Raw genomic sequence first — 15437 nt, forward strand, 5'->3', positions numbered from 1 at the left:
ATGGGACTCAACCCCCAGGTGATCGGCAAGGAAATGCCCCACGGGTTTGCGGGCTGTTACGCCCGGCAGCCTGACATGATTGTAAACACGCGCCCCGCCGGAGGCGGCGCGCCCATTCCCTTCGGCACGCCGCTGAAATACGACGGAGCAGAGGTAGTCCCCATGGGAGCAGCCGCAACCGCGGCCCAGTTTGTGGGCGTGGCTGGAGCTGAGATCAAGAGCGCGCTCACCTATCTAGACCAGAGTCAGGGCCAGTATGCCCCTGGCGAGCCGGTGAGCGTCTTCCAGCGCGGGGCCATCAATGTGAAGTGCCAGCGCGGCACTCCCGCTCTGGGCGGCGCGGTCTATGTCCGCATCACCGCTAACGGCAGCTTTTCCACCGCCGCTGTGGGAGGCTTTGAGGCAGAGGACGACAGCGGCAAGGTGGTGCAGCTCACCAATTGCCAGTGGGCAGGGCCCGCCGATGCCAACGGTGTCGCGGAGCTGCGTATCCTGACCATGAACAACGCCTGATAGGAGGGACATAGAATGAGCTTTCAGAATGTAGGAACCTACAATGCGGGGGTGTTTACCCCCAAGGCGGCCGGTCCCGCCCCCGTGGGCGGCGTGCCCGTCATGGACGCCGACGGCATCGCCTCTGGGGGCGCCTTTCTAGTGAGTGAGCTGGAGAAGCGCGACCCCCTGATCCGCAAGCCACTGACCAGCTTTACCTATCCCAGGGACATCGTAATCCAGACCGGCGGCGGCTGGGTGGACTACGTGTCCGCCATGAGCGTGGCCTATGGTATCACCGGCGGCGCGGTCAACAGCCCCGTGACGGCCGGCGGCGCCAACGGCATTCCCGTGGTGCAGGCCAGTGTGGACAAGGGGGTATACAAGGCCCACGTGTTCGCCGCCGCCCTGCGGGTGATGTTCCAGGATATGCAGCGGGCCAACTACATCGGCCGCAGCCTGGACAACCTGCTCCAGGACGGCGTGAGAATGGCCTACGACAAGCACATGGACGCCAATGGTTATGTGGGTATCGGGGACTACGGGACCACCGGCCTGGTCAACAACCCAGACGCCACCGAGACCACCGCCGTCAACGGCGCAAAGGGCACCGCCACCTGGGCCACCAAGACCCCACAGGAAATCCTCAAGGACGTGAACGACGCCATTACCTCTGTGTGGGCCGCAAACGAGTACGACGAGACTGCCGTGCCCAACCACATCCTCATTCCCTATGAGCAGTACAACTACATCCTCACCACTATGGTTACCGACCTGGCCACTGAGACCATCTATGACTTCCTGCTGAAGAACAACGCGTCGGCCAAGAACGGCGGCTCCCTCTTCATCGGGGCCACCCGGTGGTGCAAGGGCGCGGGTACCGGGGACAAGGACCGGATGGTGGTCTATGTGAACCACGAGCGCTTCGTCAAGATGGACGAGCTGGTGCCCATGAGCCGCATTATGTCCGCCCCTAACGTGGCCAATGTGTGCTACGACACCGCCTACATGGCCAACCTCTCCGAGGTGCAGATCTTCTACCCCACCTCTATCCTGTACGTGGACGGCATCTGAGGAGGGCGCGCATGTTTGTACTGAGCAAACGGAACATTGTCATTCCCGCCCCGGACGGCTCTGCTTCCGTCCGGCTGCGGGCTGGCATGATGGAGACTGTGCCCGGCTGGGCGGCTGAGACGGACTATTTCCGGGCCCTTGTCAGAGATGGAAAAGTTGTGCCCTCCGGCACTTCCGACAGGGAGGGACAGAAAGCGGCGGAGAAAAAGGTAAAGACCCGACGGGGCGCGGAGACCACCGAGGAATAGGAGGCGGGAGCCATGTTCTACTGGGGCCAGCCGCAATTTTACGGTGTGCGGGCCGCGGCGGCCAACCTTGGCAACAGCGCGGGGAATTACACGGCAGAGCAATTCCAGGAGGATTTCCCGCAGTTCTTTACCGGGTTGGGGGAGAGCTTGCTGCCCAGGACCATGCTGGATGAGTTCATCCGGCAGGCCAATGCTGCCATCCAGCCGGACAAGTGGCTGGACGGCTGGCGGTACGCCGCAGGGCTGTATACGGCCCACTATGCCACGCTCTACCTGAAAACCTACGCACCCTCCAGCGAGACGCCCGGGCAGGCCGCGGCCACCGGGGCGCTGGTGGGGGTGGTGGCCTCGGCCAAGCTGGGGCAGGACAGTGTCACTTATGACACAGACGCCCTCACGAAAGCGACGGAGGACTGGGGCGACCTGAACGCCACCCAATACGGGCAGCTTCTGGCCACAAAGGCCAGGCTGGTGGGCATGGGAGGGAGTTATGTCTTATGAATTTCCATGACTGGTACACCGATACCGTGGACATCTGGCGGGTGGTTCCGGTACAGGATGAGAGCTTGACACGCCACGAGCGGAGAGAGCTGTACCGGAATATCCCTTGCCGCCTCTATCAGGTGGAAGCGCCGGAGATCCGCATGAGCCAGGCCGCGGCATCAGCAGACCAAAAGGACTGGCTCCAGTGTGACAACGAAGTGGACATCCAGGCCGGTGACGAGCTCATCATTCACCGGGGGGCGGTTCTCGGCAAGAGCATCCCGGACATACGCGCCTTTGCCTCCGGCCCCAACCACTTTTTTGAGCCCTTCGGGGCTATCATGCCGGGACTGGCCCACCAGGAAATCCGTCTGCTCCAGCAGGAGCGGGTGAAAGGCGGTGTGGAAGATGAACCTGGAGGAGCGCATAAGGCAGCTCAGACAGGCTAAGACGCAAATTCCGGGTATTCTGGCGCGGGCCGGAATGAATGCTGCCCTGCGGGCCGTGGAAAAGGCAGTGGAGGAGACGCCGCCCACCGTCAACAGTCTGCGCGGAACCAACACCCGCACCGGAGAGATGAAGCAGCACTGGGTGACCGACAGCCGTCCCAGACCGGTACGGCAGGGGGACAGCTATGTGTCGGAGCTCAACAACGACAAGCAGTACGCCTCCTTTGTCAACGACGGGCACCGGATGGACCGCCACTTTGTGCCTGGGCTGGTCATCAATCCGGGCTCCGGGCTGCTGGAATTTAACCCAGACGGAACGGGCGGTATCGTGGTAGGTACCCGGACGGCCTATGTCCCCGGCCTGTTCATGGTAGACAAGGCGGTGGAGGAGTACCGCCGGGTACTGCGGGAGGAGTTGAAGGGATTGGAGGAGCTGATGGAATGAACCTGACTGTAACCACCATCGCCAAATCCCTGGCGGACTACCTGGCCCCCTGCTTCCCAAGTGTGGCCTTCTACGAAGACCCCAACCAGCAGGGCAGCCGTACCCCTTGCATGTTCCTCCAGACCCGCTACAACTACCTGACCCTGGAAACGGGCGGGTTCTGGCGGCGGAGGATGGGGCTTGACCTCACCTATCTGGAGGACTACAACCGCCCGGATTTGCAGCAGAGGTACCAGCGGGCAGGGGAGAACCTGGATCTGCTGATGGAGACCTTCCCCTACTCCGACGGGGAGACGGCGGGAACCATCCTGCTGCGGGCCCATGAACGGGAATGGCGCATAGATCTGGACGCCCTGCACTATCGTTTCGAATTGCTGGAGCGGGTATCTATCCCCGAAGCTGTGGTCAAGATGCAGGCCATGAACTACGACGAGAGGCTGAAAGATGAAAGCTAAAAAGTACCGGCGGGAGATTCTGCTGAAAGCTCACCGCTATGCGAAATATCAGCAGGACTTCCTCGGGGTAGTCCTGTGTAAGAGCGAGTATACCATCGCCGAGGCCGACAAGGCGGTCAAGGCATTCTTCAAAGACAAGGAGCGTGATTGACATGGCAGGAGGTACCTGGGCGAGCCAGAACAAGGTGCGGCCCGGCGTCTACATCCGGTTTGCCTCGGACCGGGGGCTGGGGCTCACGGTCAGCGACCGGGGCGTGGTAGCCATCGCGGAGGCCATGAGCTGGGGCCCGGTGGAGACGGTGCAGGAGATCGAGGCCGGGGCCAATATGACCCCCTACACCGGGTATGACATCACCAATCCCAAGAACCGGTTCCTCAACGAGATCTTCAAGGGCACCAACCGGACGGCGGCCCCCAATAAGCTGCTGCTCTACCGCCTGGGGGCCACCGGGCAGAAGCAGGCAAGCGCAGAGGTTTCGCCCCTGACGGCCACCGCAAAGTATCCCGGGGTTCGGGGCAACAATATCTCCATCGTCATTACCGAGCTGACTGACCCGGAGGATGCTTTCGCCGTGTCCACTGTGGTGGGCGGGGAGATTGTGGACCAGCAGACCGCAAAGACGGTGGAGGAGCTATCCGCCAACGACTGGGTGGCCTGGAGTGGTACCGGAGCCCTGGCCGCCACGGTGGGAAAGGCGCTCTCCGGCGGCGCCGATGGTTCTCCCGCATCCGCCGATTACACCGACTTCCTGGCAGCCATCGAACCCTACAAATTCGACGTACTCATTTACGACGGCGCCGACACCACCGTGCAGGACGCGATGGTGGCCTTTGTGAAGCGCCTGGCGGCGGAGGAGGGGGCTTATACCCAACTGGTGGCCGCGGGGCTCACCAACCCGGACGACCGCTTTGTGGTCAACATCATGAGCGGCGTTGTGCTCAGCGACGGCACCACCCTCACCCCCCAGCAGGTGACCTGGTGGGCGGGCGGGGCCCTGGCTGGGGCCCAGTATAACGAGTCCCTGACCTACGCCGCCTATCCCAACGCGGTGGACGTGTCCCCCAAGCTGACCAACTCCGGGTACATCGACGCCCTGACTGCCGGCCAGTTTGTCCTCTTTGCCGACGACGGGGTGGTGAAGGTGGAGCAGGATATCAACTCTCTGGTGACCTATACCACCGATATCACCGGGCCCTACCACAAGAACCGGGTGATCCGGCTGCTGAACACCGTCGCCAACGACATCTATCAGCAGTTCTCTGACGGCTACATCGGCGTGGTCAACAACAACGAGCAGGGCCGCATGATGTTCAAGAGCGCCATCGTGGGGTATCTGCTGGACATCCAGGCCAATAACGGCATTCAGAACTTTGAGGCCGAGGACGTGACCGTAGAGCCCGGCGAGGCCATTGACGCCATCGTGGTCAACCTGGCGATCCAGCCGGTGGACAGCGTGGAGAAGATCTACGTCACCATCACCGTGAATTGAGGGAGGTGTGAATATGGCTTATCTGCTGGCAAAAGACACCGTCACCGGCGCGGAGGGCTCCGTGGTGGTTACCAAAGAGGGCCGGAACTATGTGGTGGCCGGTATGCGGAACATCACCACCAATGCGGAAATCCAGAGCAGCGATATGCGGGTCATTGGCACCCGCACCATCCAGGACAAGCCCAACGGGGCCAAGCTGACGGGTACCGGCAACATCTACTACGGCACCAACCTGTGGACGGACATGGTGCTCCAGTACATCCAGACGGGCGTTATGCCGGAGTTTGATATTCAGATTACCAACTCCGATTCCGCTTCGGCGACACTGGGCTCCCAGGTTATGGCCTATTACGGATGCCACCTGACCGGCACCGTGCCCCTCTCCGTTCTGAACAGTGAGGAAACCATGCTGAACTATGACTTCAACTTCGCCTACACCCGCGTGGCACGGCTCCAGGCGTTCAACGATCCGGCCCAACTGGGTAATTAAGGAGGAACCGATATGAGTAAGCTTTCCGCATTTCTGCATCCCGTCACTACCTCGGAGGAGAAGGAGGTTGTCATCTCCAACCGCTTTCAGGACGAAAGTGGCCAGCCCGTGCCCTTCAAGATCCGGGCGCTGACCCAGGAGGAGAACGACGCCATCACCCGGCAGGCCACCCGCCGCCGGAAGGAGGGCGGACAGACAATCGAGCAGTTGGACAGTGTGGATTTCACCCGCCGCATGGTGGTGGCCGCCACGGTGGAACCCGACTTTTCCAGCAAGGAGCTGTGCGACGGGTGCGGCGTCCTGGACCCGCTGCTGGTGCCCGGTAAATTGCTGCTGTCCGGCGAGTATGCCCGGCTGGTCAAGGAGATTACGAAGCTGTCCGGCTTTGCGGAGCAGGAGGATGAGGTAAAAAACTGATGGACGGGGCCGGCTGGGACACGGAGATGCTGGTGGCATATTACTGCTTCGTGAACCTCGGCTGGGCCCCGTCCCGGTATGACGCCCTCCCGTCCAGGGAGAAACGGCTGGTGACCGAGTTCGCCCTGAAAAGCATGAGAGACCAGAAGGAAGCCCAAGACCGGGCGAATCGGAGGTGAGAGCATGGCCGCAATTCGAGAAACCCTGATTCTGGAGGATAAATTCACGTCCACCATGACCCAGTGCTTACAGGTAGCGCAGAGGATGGCAAACATGCTGGACGATGTGCGGGCTTCCACGATGAATGTGGAAACCGCCGCTGCGGCCACAGCTGTACAGATGCAAGAACTTGCGGGGAAGATGACGCAGACCAACAGCCGGGGGACATCCCTGCTTGGTACGATCCGCAACCTCGCAGGCACCTTCTTGGGTATGCAGTCCGTCCGCTGGCTGGTAAACACCTCCGACCAGCTCACCAGCATCAACGCCCGGTTGCGGCTCATGACCGGCAGCGCCGAGGCGGCGGCCGCAGCCCAGGAAGAGATTTATCAGGCGGCCATGCGCAGCCGTGGAGCCTACGCCGATATGGCGGACTTTGTTTCCCAGCTCGGCACGGTAGCCGGGAACGCATTTACAGGAACGGACGAGCTGGTGGCTTTCGCCGAGCAGATTCAAAAGCAGATGGCGATCTCCGGGGCCTCCGGTGCGTCTGCCCAGGCCGCGCTGGTGCAGCTTACCCAGGGCCTGGCCTCCGGCACCCTGCGGGGCGAGGAGCTCAATTCGGTGCTGGAGCAGACCCCCATGATTGCCCAGACCATCGCGGAGTATATGGGCGTCACCATTGGGGAGATGCGGGAGCTGGCCAGCGAGGGAAAGGTCACCGCGGAGGTGGTCAAGAACGCCATGCTTGGGGCGGCGGAGGAGACCAACGCCCAGTTTGAGCAGATGCCCATGACCTGGGCGCGGGTGTGGACGATGTTCCAGAACGTCGCCATTCAGGCCCTTGACCCGGTGCTGGATGCAATCTCCTGGCTGGCAAATAATATCGACCTAGTGGGCCCCATTGTCCTGGGCCTGGGTGCTGCGTTCGGCGTGTTCCTTCTGGCAGCCAACTGGACCAACATTTGCACGGCGGCGACTACGGCCTTGACAACCGCACAGGAGATGCTTGGGGCGGTCATGGCGACCACCTGGGGGCTGCCGCTTATCATCATTGCGCTGGTGATCGGGGCCATTTACGCAGTGACGGCGGCGGTGAATCACTTCGCCGGGACCAGTGTGTCGGCCACTGGAATTATTGCCGGAGCAGTGCTCACAGTAGCCGCGATTATTGGAAATACAGTCATCGGATTGCTCAATGGAATCATTCAGGCTGTATGGTCTATCTTTGTGACGCCTTTTCTTGGAATCATCGAATGGGTCCTGAATGTTACGAACGGCGGGTTTGATTCGTTCGGCGGGGCAGTCGCCAATTTAATCGGAAATATTATCTCCTGGTTTCTAGATTTGGGCAAAGTTGTGACGAAGATTATTGACGCCATCTTCGGAACAAATTGGACCGCCGGCCTCACTTCGCTGCAAGACTCCGTCCTCAAGTGGGGCAAAAACGAAAACGCTATTACATTGGACAGGAATGCACCGACGATTGATTACCGGTTCAACTATGGAGACGCTTGGAACACGGGCTATAACTGGGGAGCCAATCTGTTCAGCGGAAATGGGAACGACGCCGTTGGCGCGGCTCTTTCCGGCGTGCCCTACGACGAGCTCTCCGGCCAGTTGGGCGATATCGCCGGGAGCGTAGGGAGCATCGAGAAGTCGGTCAAGATGAGCGACGAGGACATCAAATCCCTGGTGGACGTGGCGGAGCGGCGGTATGTGAACAACGTCAACCTGACGGCGCAGACTCCGGTGATCACGGTCAACGGAGCCAACACCGGGCGGACCGCCGCCGACCGCCAGAGCCTCGCCAATGCCATCCGGGACATTCTGATCGAGCAGACCGCCTCCGGCTCCACGCGCAGCACGGCGCGGCCCGCAAGCGGATAAGAAAAGAGGAGGCCGGTATGTCCGTCAATAACTTCGGATTGTTTTTCACGCGGGACGGTACGGTCATCCGCCTGCCGGTGAACCCGGAAAAGCTGCCCGTGGCCCGGGACAACGACAACAGCGAATACAACGTGCTGGGCATCGGCCCCATCATGATCCCCCGCATACCCAAGCTGCGGGAGGTAACCATTTCCTCCTTTTTCCCCGGGCGGGAGTTCTCTGGAAGCAATCAATGGGGCGCCTTCCACCCGCCTGAGTATTACATCCAGTTCTTTGAGAGCGCCATGAACGACAAGGCGCCCATCATCTACACCCCTGTGCGGTACTATGAGAACGGGGAGCCATTCATGACTGGCGACACCGGCTTTGAAGTGCTGGTCACCCAGTTCAACACCGAGGAGCGCGGAGGGGAGACCGGCGATTTTTACTACGATCTGACTCTGACCGAGTATCGGGATTATACCCCGCAGTCTCTTTCTGCACAGAGCGGCCGGCAGCCCGCGGGGATGCCGGTGGAAGTCACAGCGGAACCCTCCCGCACAATCCCGCAAGGACAGCTTTATGCTGGTGCGGCGTGCATTGCCAACGGCTCCTATTTTTACACCAGCTACGGGGATGAGCCCCACGGCACGGCCTCCGGACGGAGGGTATTGGTGTCACGGATTGTAGACGCCACCCGCCCCGCCAGCGTCCACATCACAGACGAAGCCGGGAATCCCCTGGGCTGGATAGACAAAAACGCCCTCCAGGTGGTGAACGATACGTGAAGACAGAGCTGATTATTGCCAACAAGTCCAGCGGGAAGATGTGGGAGATATCCAACTCCGTGCCGGAGGTTACCTGGAGCACGGAACGCACCGGTTCGCCGGGCACACTGAAATTCAATGTGCTGAAAGCCGGGGATCTGAGCTTCGCCGAGGGCGATATCGTCCGGTTCTCGGCGGACGGCCAGCTCCAGTTCTACGGCTGGGTATTCACCAAGAGCAAGGACCGCTGGGGGGAGATTCAGGTCACATGCTACGACCGCATCCGCTATCTGAAGGCCAACGCATCCTATAACTTTGAGGCGCAGACCGCCGGGGATATGCTCCGGCAGATCGCCGCCGACCTCCAGATTGACGTGGGGCAGGTAGCGGATACGGGGTACGCTATCCCGGACTTCTATAAGGAGGACGAGAGCTGCCTGGATATCCTGGGGGAGGCCATCCAACAGACCCTGCTCAACACCGGGAACATCTATGTGCTGTTCGATGATGGAAACGGACTGGCCCTCCGGCAGCCCCGGGATATGGTCTCCAACGTGGTCATCGGCGACATGTCCCTGCTGACCGACTACACCTACAAGACCGACATCGACGAGCAGACCTACAACCACGTCAAACTGGCCCGGCCCAACGAGGAGACCGGCAGGGCGGATGTGTTCGTAGCTGAGGACAGCGCCACAATTGGACAGTGGGGCATGCTCCAGCTCTACCAGACGGTGGATGGCACCATGAATGACGCGCAGGTACAGGCCCAGGCCCGGGCCACCTTGTCGTGCTATAACCGCCGGATGCGGACGCTGAAGGTATCCTCCCTGGGGGTGCCCGGCCTGCGGGCGGGACAGATGGTGCTCATGAAGGTGCAGGGTCTTGGGGATATCAATCTCGACCAATACGTCCTTTTGGAGAAGGTGACCCACACCTGGGCAAATGACGACCACACAATGGAGTTTGAGACCCTGGGGCTGGAACATGTGTAAGAGGTGAGTGCGTGGATCTGAAAGATGTTCTGTACCAGATGATGCAGGAGAACACCGCCGCCGGGCAGCCAACAGACCTGCGGGTGGGCACGGTGACCAGAGAAGAACCGCTGGAGATTACCATTAACCCTGCCACATCTCCCCTGAGACGGAGGCAGCTCTGCCTCACTGAGCCGGTGATTGAGAAGAAAATCCCGGTGCTGGCCCACAGGCACCGGATTCAGACCCTCTCCCACACCCATGCCAACTCGGCGGGCACCACCACCACGGGACTGGACGGCTCCTACCTGGGGGAATACGCTCTGGTTTCTGAGGGGGCGGACGCCGCCCTACAGGGGGAGGACATTGTGTGCTGGGAGGACGGGAAGAAGCTGCCTGTCAAGGACGGTTTTATTATCCTGAACCGCAGGCTGGAGGAGGGGGACAGAGTGCTCCTGCTGCGGGTACAGCACGGGCAGAAGTTCATCGTCCTGTCCCGGATTTTTGAGGAGGAAGCCTGATGCCGACTTTGCCTACATCCACTATCGACCTGTCCGCCGGGGTGTCCTTCGTCTCCCAGCCATCCAGGACGTGGTATATCAACAAGGAAACCAACCGCATCCAGGGGGAATGTGACGGCTGGTATTCTGTCCGGCAGGCTGTGGAGGTCATTCTCAATGTGGAGCGGTTCCGCTGGCAGATTTATTCCCCCTACTCCGGGATGCAGTGGGATGGGCTCATCGGGCAGGACCCGGGGTATGTGGCCTCGGAACTTCAGCGGCGTATCACCGATGCGCTGAAAATGGACGACCGGGTGCGGGGGATCTCCGGCTTTACGTATGCCGTGGAAGGGGATATGTTGAGGGCCTCCCTCACCGTGAACACAGTATATGGAGAGATGCAGACCAGTGTGGAGGTGGATATCACTTGATTGACCTTACTCAAGAGACCTATGCCAGCCTCCGTCAGGAGATGCTGGACCGGGTGCCCGATACTTATGACAAGCGGGACACGGCCCCCATCCCCACGGCCATCTCCCCGGCGGCCTACACCCTGGCGGGGTTCTACCTCACTCTGGACCGGGTGCAGCGGGCGGCCTTCGTGCAGACGGCTGTGGGGGATTCCCTGGATATGCTGGCTGTGATTGGCGGCCTGACCCGATATCCGGCCTCCGCCGCGGTACGCCTGGGCGTGTTCAATACCTCTGTGCCCATTGGAGCCCGGTTCTCCACCATCAACGGAGCGGGCTCAATCAACTTTACCGTAACGGCGGCAACCGATACGGGGAACCAGTACCAGCTGGCCGCGGAGACCCCCGGCGCCATCGGAAACGAGTACACCGGGCCCATCCTGCCGATTACCGCCATTCCGGGGCTGACCAGTGCACAGATTACGGATATCCTGGTGCCTGGTGACGACACAGAGACCGACAGCGCATTTCGGGAACGGCTGATTGAGGCGCTCAATAACCGTCCCTTTGGCGGCAATATTGCCGACTACCGCCAGAACGTCCTCGCCATTGACGGCGTGGGCGGGGTGCAGGTATACCCCACCTGGAGCGGCGGTGGCACTGTGAAGCTGTCCGTTCTGGGGGCGGATTTCCTGCCTGCCTCATCCACACTGGTGGAGAAGGTGCAGAATGCCATCGACCCGCCCCCCAACCAGGGGCTGGGGCTGGGCTTGGCCCCTATCGGGGCAAAGGTGACGGCGGTGGCCCCGACAGAGTTGGCGGTGAATGTCTCCGCCACCCTCCTGCTGGCCGCCGGATATGCCATCGGACAGGTGCAGGAACCGGTGGAGCAGGCCATTGAGACATATCTGCGCAGCGTGCGGCAGGGGTGGGACACCAACGTGTCCGCCAACAACGTGTCCTACGCTGCCGATGTGTACGTGGCCAGGGTTACCGCCGCTATCGTGGGGGTGGCCGGCGTGGTCAACGCCACCAACGTGCAGCTCAACGGCGGTACGGCAGATCTCCTCCTGACGGAGACGGGCGAAACCCAGCAGGTGCCCGTGATAGGGACGGTGACGCTGAATGAATCCAATTGAGCTGGATACCAACCTGCTGTCCCTGCTGCCCCCGTGGTACCGGGAGGTGCTGGACTATCAGCAGATCTGCTTGACCGAACAGCAGCAGTTTGAGGCCCTGGCGGAGGAAATCGTGGGTGTGGCTGACAATTTCTTTTTCCAGACGATGGACAAGAGGGCGGTTGGCATGTGGGAGCAGGTATTCCGAATTGTACCAAACCCACAGGTGGAAAGCCTGGCATTCCGAAGGACCCGCGTGCTCAACCGCATTTCTACCCGTCCGCCCTATACCCTGGGATTCCTCTATCAAAAGCTGGACGAGCTGATTGGGCCGGGTGAATGGAAGGTCACGGTAGACTACCCAAACTACACACTTTATATCGAAAGCGCGGCCCAAAACCAGAACTACGCCACCGAGCTGGCTTTCACCATCAACCGTATCAAACCGGCGCATATCGTGTGGGTCAACGCCCCGTTTGTGCGGACGGGGCTGCTGCTCTCCGAGATAATTTCGTCCGCGCAGAGAATTTATAACTACAGGCTGGGGGCGTGGGAGCTGGGGCGGCTGCCCTTCGCAACCGACGGCCCGGAGGGAGTGATTAAGATGCCTGAGACGCCATCCATCCAGCAGGCCCTCTTGGCCGGTGTGGCGAACTTCGTCAGCGGCGATGTGGCCTCCGCCCGGGTCAACGGAACAGTTGCGATTACCGGACTGACCAAGACCGTGGAGGGGTCGGAGCTGACCGTCACCTATACCATCATGCCGTCCCAGGCCACAGAGATCACCGCCCTGGAACTGCTGGATGCAGAGGGGAATATCCTCACGTCCTCCACCGTGTATATCCCTGTTACCACGAATGTGGTCTTGAAGCACATTATCCCTGTAGCGGAAGGAGTGGTAAGCAATGGCTGAAAATCCGATCAAAACTCCGCTTCCGGCGGACTTGCCGGAGGACTGGACCGGCGGACAGACCGTGGCCCCCACCGGGGCAGAGGTGGGCCTGAGCGAGCAGCACGGCTACAACTACCTCATGGAGCAGGTCAACGCCGCGCAGACGGCCGCTAAAGAGATCGGAGAGGCATTTTCGGGACTGGCGACGCTGGGGCCCGATGGCAAGGTGCCCGCCGGGCAGCTCCCTGACATAGGTGGATTCTATGAAGTGGAGGAGGCGGTGCCTCCGGCTTCCCGGAAGGCAAATACGCTCTATGGCCTGATTCTGGCGGACTATGCGGGAGGTGGGCACTAACATGCTTTATGTCTGGAATAAGTATTATATAAAGCACGTAGCGAAGGAAACTGTAACTAGTGACAAGTGGTATATAAGTTTTCCGGTTATACTTTGTTCTGGTTATACACTTGACAATCAAGGTAAATTTTACCCAACTACCACTTTGTCCACACTTGAGGATTCAAGGTACTTGGATCGCATGCCATCAAGCCGAGACGAATATCTCATCGACCATGGTAAATATATCATGTATAACGCGGGCGACGGTGGTAGATGGATGGTTACCGATGATTCAAAACTTTATCATAGTGAAGGCTCATTTAGAAGGTATGTCGCAGAGGAAACATACGGGGAGTTAATCCAAACTGTAACCAGCAGAAACGAGGCGGAATATCCTAAAAACGGAGTAAAGGATGGATATTATTATATCTATCAATCCGCAAAACCTGAAATTAGCAGTATAGATGTGCCAGATGCGGCTATGGTCGGTCAGACAATTGATATTACTTGGGAGTCCGCAGACAGCGCGGAAAACTACAAACTGGAGCGCAGGGTGGATTCCGGAGGCTGGACGCAGGTTTACGCGGGAGTCGCCCTGGTCTATAACGACAGAGCGCAGGCTGAGTGGACAAGTGTGCAGTACCGCGTGTCCGCAAGCATTTCTGGCGTATATGGCGATCCCATATTATCCAAGACCGTGAACATTGTCCCTTCGGATGCATTAAGAATATACATGCCAGAAGGCAATATTGGGGAAATCCATGGGGCGATAACGTATACAGCGTTGGCCTTAGACTTGAATAGGCCCATTCAAGTAACAGAGGTTTTTGAAAATACCGACAGCGATTACCAGAGAGAACTGACCTTGAAGTCTGGCGATAGTGTGACTATCCCGGTATCCAGGTTTCCGAGCGCGGCAGGAGGGCAATTCACTGTAAAGGCCGAGCAGGAAATCATGGATAACTCTTGGATAAGTGAAAACAGACAGTTATCCTACACCAAAACGCCTACCTCAATGCCAGACAGCCCGTACCGGGTAGAGCGGCTACAGGGCAAGGAGTGCGATGTCATGCCGCAGACCTTGGCCGAAGTGGTATTTATGCCGGATGGGTCGAGTGTGGCGGACAGGCTCGGCGGAGCGACCCTTGAAGGCGCAGCGCTTGGTACTTTTACGAGCAGCGTTGCCTTGCCATTCACGCCGGATGTGGTATGGGTTATATACGGAGGAGAAGGGGCCAATAGTATTCCGCCGTTTGCCATGCTATATCCAAAAGTACGAGCCCAAATTTCCACAGGGAGTAACAGAAGTCAGTATGTTACATGGAATGGTAGCACCAACATAAATTCAACTGGCAATCCGGCACAGCCGCTCAATTATGTAGCATTGAAATTCGGAGGTGCCTCATGACTATCATCGAAATCAACGCCCGTGAGGACGGCTCCCGCAATATCCAGTCCCGCCACGGTGCTGCCAGGGTGTGGGAAGATGGCTACATAGAGGTGCCCGTCCACCTGGAGGCCGCTGTTTGGGCGACCTATGGCTGGTGTGATCTCCAGATTGAGGAGGGGGTACTGGTGGGCATCACACCCACCAAGCGGCCCCCGGAGCCAGAGCCGGAACCTGAGCCGTCGCCTCTGGATCGGCTTGGGGCCCTGGAGGAAGCCCTGGCGCAGACCGACGAAACCGCTATCGCGCTCTTTGAGAGCCAGGCCGAACAGGCATCTATCAACGCACAGCAGGACGATGCGTTGCTAGATATATATGAAATGCTAGGAGGTTGAAGACAATGGCAGTAAAAGCAATCGCACACAGCTACTGGCGCAGCATCAAACGGGGTGCGCGCACCTTTGAAAGCGTCCTTGACCCCGTAAAGGAGGACGTGCGCACCCTGGCGCGGGCTGATGTGACCGACGGCGTCATCACCCAGGAAGAGTACCAGCAGTACATTGGCGAGAGCTACAAGCCCGCTGACGAAACCGTTTAAATCGGCCAAAGGCCGTAAAAATGAAAGGAAGTACCACAATGAAAAACATCAACTGGAACGAGCTCACCCCCGCTTGCTACGCGATCGCCAATGCCAACGATGTAGATGTGGGTGTAGGCGGCAGCATGGTACATAACAACATCCGCCACGGCAGGGCGGTGGACATCGGCGCGGAAAATCTGCCCGCGGCCTTCCGGCCTGACTGGGCAGCCCTGGGCGACGACGTAGATTTGGCCGCGGAAAATGATGAATTTAACGCCTGGATCAGAAAGCGCCAGGGTAACGTCAAGGCCCTGGCCGCCCTGTGGAACGCAAAGGACTATCAGGGCATGGTTGAGCTGATGGAAGGCGCCGCCGACCCCGGCCCCATCAACGGCGAGAAG

24 protein-coding genes are annotated in these 15437 nt (G+C 59.6%); all 24 read left to right on the forward strand.

The window, feature by feature from the left end:
• Positions 1-513 carry a structural cement protein Gp24 gene (locus tag HMPREF0372_RS16545; protein ID WP_007495002.1) on the forward strand — a complete coding sequence of 171 codons (513 nt, stop codon included), beginning with the start codon at positions 1-3 and terminating at the stop codon, positions 511-513.
• A 15-nt stretch (positions 514-528) separates the two neighbouring features.
• The gene (locus HMPREF0372_RS16550; protein WP_007495003.1) at positions 529-1566 is read left to right on the forward strand and encodes a DUF2184 domain-containing protein; all 1038 of its coding nucleotides are present in this window, start codon (positions 529-531) and stop codon (positions 1564-1566) included.
• 11 nt (positions 1567-1577) lie between these two features.
• Positions 1578-1814: a hypothetical protein gene (locus HMPREF0372_RS16555; RefSeq protein WP_007495004.1), complete on the forward strand. Its 237-nt coding sequence runs from the start codon at positions 1578-1580 to the stop codon at positions 1812-1814.
• Positions 1815-1826: 12 nt separating this feature from the next.
• Entirely contained in the window at positions 1827-2315 is a 489-nt protein-coding gene (locus HMPREF0372_RS16560; protein WP_007495005.1) for a DUF4054 domain-containing protein, read from the forward strand.
• A complete protein-coding gene (locus HMPREF0372_RS16565; protein WP_007495006.1) occupies positions 2312-2746 on the forward strand; it encodes a hypothetical protein in 435 nt (144 codons plus the stop codon). Before HMPREF0372_RS16560 ends, HMPREF0372_RS16565 begins: the two co-directional genes overlap by 4 nt.
• A gap of 34 nt (positions 2747-2780) precedes the next feature.
• Positions 2781-3191 (forward strand): HK97 gp10 family phage protein, encoded by a 411-nt coding sequence (locus tag HMPREF0372_RS16570; protein WP_230979318.1) that lies wholly within the window; start codon positions 2781-2783, stop codon positions 3189-3191.
• Entirely contained in the window at positions 3188-3646 is a 459-nt protein-coding gene (locus HMPREF0372_RS16575) for a phage tail terminator family protein (protein WP_007495008.1), read from the forward strand. Before HMPREF0372_RS16570 ends, HMPREF0372_RS16575 begins: the two co-directional genes overlap by 4 nt.
• A complete protein-coding gene (locus HMPREF0372_RS20210) occupies positions 3636-3797 on the forward strand; it encodes a hypothetical protein (RefSeq protein WP_007495009.1) in 162 nt (53 codons plus the stop codon). The genes HMPREF0372_RS16575 and HMPREF0372_RS20210 overlap by 11 nt, the downstream gene beginning before the upstream one ends.
• A 1-nt stretch (position 3798) precedes the next feature.
• The gene (locus HMPREF0372_RS16580) at positions 3799-5136 is read left to right on the forward strand and encodes a phage tail sheath family protein (protein ID WP_007495011.1); all 1338 of its coding nucleotides are present in this window, start codon (positions 3799-3801) and stop codon (positions 5134-5136) included.
• Positions 5137-5149: 13 nt separating this feature from the next.
• Positions 5150-5626, forward strand: coding sequence for a phage tail tube protein (locus HMPREF0372_RS16585; RefSeq protein ID WP_007495013.1), 477 nt, complete (start codon positions 5150-5152; stop codon positions 5624-5626).
• 12 nt (positions 5627-5638) lie between these two features.
• Positions 5639-6043 (forward strand): phage tail assembly chaperone, encoded by a 405-nt coding sequence (locus tag HMPREF0372_RS16590; protein ID WP_007495015.1) that lies wholly within the window; start codon positions 5639-5641, stop codon positions 6041-6043.
• Complete coding sequence (locus HMPREF0372_RS16595; protein WP_007495017.1) at positions 6043-6222, forward strand: hypothetical protein; 180 nt, start codon at positions 6043-6045, stop codon at positions 6220-6222. Before HMPREF0372_RS16590 ends, HMPREF0372_RS16595 begins: the two co-directional genes overlap by 1 nt.
• Positions 6223-6226: 4 nt before the next feature.
• Complete coding sequence (locus HMPREF0372_RS16600; RefSeq protein WP_007495019.1) at positions 6227-8092, forward strand: tape measure protein; 1866 nt, start codon at positions 6227-6229, stop codon at positions 8090-8092.
• Positions 8093-8109: 17 nt separating this feature from the next.
• Positions 8110-8859: a hypothetical protein gene (locus HMPREF0372_RS16605; RefSeq protein ID WP_007495021.1), complete on the forward strand. Its 750-nt coding sequence runs from the start codon at positions 8110-8112 to the stop codon at positions 8857-8859.
• A complete protein-coding gene (locus HMPREF0372_RS16610; protein WP_007495023.1) occupies positions 8856-9833 on the forward strand; it encodes an XkdQ/YqbQ family protein in 978 nt (325 codons plus the stop codon). Before HMPREF0372_RS16605 ends, HMPREF0372_RS16610 begins: the two co-directional genes overlap by 4 nt.
• 11 nt (positions 9834-9844) lie before the next feature.
• A complete protein-coding gene (locus HMPREF0372_RS16615) occupies positions 9845-10333 on the forward strand; it encodes a DUF2577 family protein (protein WP_007495025.1) in 489 nt (162 codons plus the stop codon).
• On the forward strand, positions 10333-10743 hold the full coding sequence (locus HMPREF0372_RS16620; RefSeq protein ID WP_007495027.1) for a DUF2634 domain-containing protein: 411 nt from the start codon (positions 10333-10335) through the stop codon (positions 10741-10743). Before HMPREF0372_RS16615 ends, HMPREF0372_RS16620 begins: the two co-directional genes overlap by 1 nt.
• A complete protein-coding gene (locus HMPREF0372_RS16625) occupies positions 10740-11861 on the forward strand; it encodes a baseplate J/gp47 family protein (RefSeq protein ID WP_007495029.1) in 1122 nt (373 codons plus the stop codon). Before HMPREF0372_RS16620 ends, HMPREF0372_RS16625 begins: the two co-directional genes overlap by 4 nt.
• Positions 11848-12753, forward strand: a complete 906-nt coding sequence (locus tag HMPREF0372_RS16630) for a putative phage tail protein (protein ID WP_007495031.1) — start codon at positions 11848-11850, stop codon at positions 12751-12753. The genes HMPREF0372_RS16625 and HMPREF0372_RS16630 overlap by 14 nt, the downstream gene beginning before the upstream one ends.
• Positions 12746-13087, forward strand: a complete 342-nt coding sequence (locus HMPREF0372_RS16635) for a hypothetical protein (protein WP_007495033.1) — start codon at positions 12746-12748, stop codon at positions 13085-13087. The genes HMPREF0372_RS16630 and HMPREF0372_RS16635 overlap by 8 nt, the downstream gene beginning before the upstream one ends.
• Position 13088: 1 nt before the next feature.
• Positions 13089-14477 (forward strand): hypothetical protein, encoded by a 1389-nt coding sequence (locus HMPREF0372_RS20290; RefSeq protein WP_174269973.1) that lies wholly within the window; start codon positions 13089-13091, stop codon positions 14475-14477.
• Positions 14474-14851, forward strand: a complete 378-nt coding sequence (locus HMPREF0372_RS16645; RefSeq protein ID WP_007495037.1) for a hypothetical protein — start codon at positions 14474-14476, stop codon at positions 14849-14851. Before HMPREF0372_RS20290 ends, HMPREF0372_RS16645 begins: the two co-directional genes overlap by 4 nt.
• Positions 14852-14856: 5 nt before the next feature.
• Positions 14857-15054, forward strand: a complete 198-nt coding sequence (locus HMPREF0372_RS16650; RefSeq protein ID WP_007495039.1) for a hypothetical protein — start codon at positions 14857-14859, stop codon at positions 15052-15054.
• Between the two features lie 38 nt (positions 15055-15092).
• Positions 15093-15437, forward strand: a 345-nt coding sequence (locus HMPREF0372_RS16655; RefSeq protein ID WP_007495041.1) for a hypothetical protein, incomplete at its 3' end; no start/stop codon positions are given.

The organism is Flavonifractor plautii ATCC 29863 (assembly GCF_000239295.1).
Lineage (GTDB): Bacteria > Bacillota > Clostridia > Oscillospirales > Oscillospiraceae > Flavonifractor > Flavonifractor plautii.

Coding starts and splice junctions, on each gene's coding strand:
- HMPREF0372_RS16545 (WP_007495002.1), top strand. CDS start 1: ATGGGACTCAACCCCCAGGTGATCGGCAAGGAAATGCCCCACGGGTTT.
- HMPREF0372_RS16550 (WP_007495003.1), top strand. CDS start 529: ATGAGCTTTCAGAATGTAGGAACCTACAATGCGGGGGTGTTTACCCCC.
- HMPREF0372_RS16555 (WP_007495004.1), top strand. CDS start 1,578: ATGTTTGTACTGAGCAAACGGAACATTGTCATTCCCGCCCCGGACGGC.
- HMPREF0372_RS16560 (WP_007495005.1), top strand. CDS start 1,827: ATGTTCTACTGGGGCCAGCCGCAATTTTACGGTGTGCGGGCCGCGGCG.
- HMPREF0372_RS16565 (WP_007495006.1), top strand. CDS start 2,312: ATGAATTTCCATGACTGGTACACCGATACCGTGGACATCTGGCGGGTG.
- HMPREF0372_RS16570 (WP_230979318.1), top strand. CDS start 2,781: ATGAATGCTGCCCTGCGGGCCGTGGAAAAGGCAGTGGAGGAGACGCCG.
- HMPREF0372_RS16575 (WP_007495008.1), top strand. CDS start 3,188: ATGAACCTGACTGTAACCACCATCGCCAAATCCCTGGCGGACTACCTG.
- HMPREF0372_RS20210 (WP_007495009.1), top strand. CDS start 3,636: ATGAAAGCTAAAAAGTACCGGCGGGAGATTCTGCTGAAAGCTCACCGC.
- HMPREF0372_RS16580 (WP_007495011.1), top strand. CDS start 3,799: ATGGCAGGAGGTACCTGGGCGAGCCAGAACAAGGTGCGGCCCGGCGTC.
- HMPREF0372_RS16585 (WP_007495013.1), top strand. CDS start 5,150: ATGGCTTATCTGCTGGCAAAAGACACCGTCACCGGCGCGGAGGGCTCC.
- HMPREF0372_RS16590 (WP_007495015.1), top strand. CDS start 5,639: ATGAGTAAGCTTTCCGCATTTCTGCATCCCGTCACTACCTCGGAGGAG.
- HMPREF0372_RS16595 (WP_007495017.1), top strand. CDS start 6,043: ATGGACGGGGCCGGCTGGGACACGGAGATGCTGGTGGCATATTACTGC.
- HMPREF0372_RS16600 (WP_007495019.1), top strand. CDS start 6,227: ATGGCCGCAATTCGAGAAACCCTGATTCTGGAGGATAAATTCACGTCC.
- HMPREF0372_RS16605 (WP_007495021.1), top strand. CDS start 8,110: ATGTCCGTCAATAACTTCGGATTGTTTTTCACGCGGGACGGTACGGTC.
- HMPREF0372_RS16620 (WP_007495027.1), top strand. CDS start 10,333: ATGCCGACTTTGCCTACATCCACTATCGACCTGTCCGCCGGGGTGTCC.
- HMPREF0372_RS16630 (WP_007495031.1), top strand. CDS start 11,848: ATGAATCCAATTGAGCTGGATACCAACCTGCTGTCCCTGCTGCCCCCG.
- HMPREF0372_RS16635 (WP_007495033.1), top strand. CDS start 12,746: ATGGCTGAAAATCCGATCAAAACTCCGCTTCCGGCGGACTTGCCGGAG.
- HMPREF0372_RS20290 (WP_174269973.1), top strand. CDS start 13,089: ATGCTTTATGTCTGGAATAAGTATTATATAAAGCACGTAGCGAAGGAA.
- HMPREF0372_RS16645 (WP_007495037.1), top strand. CDS start 14,474: ATGACTATCATCGAAATCAACGCCCGTGAGGACGGCTCCCGCAATATC.
- HMPREF0372_RS16650 (WP_007495039.1), top strand. CDS start 14,857: ATGGCAGTAAAAGCAATCGCACACAGCTACTGGCGCAGCATCAAACGG.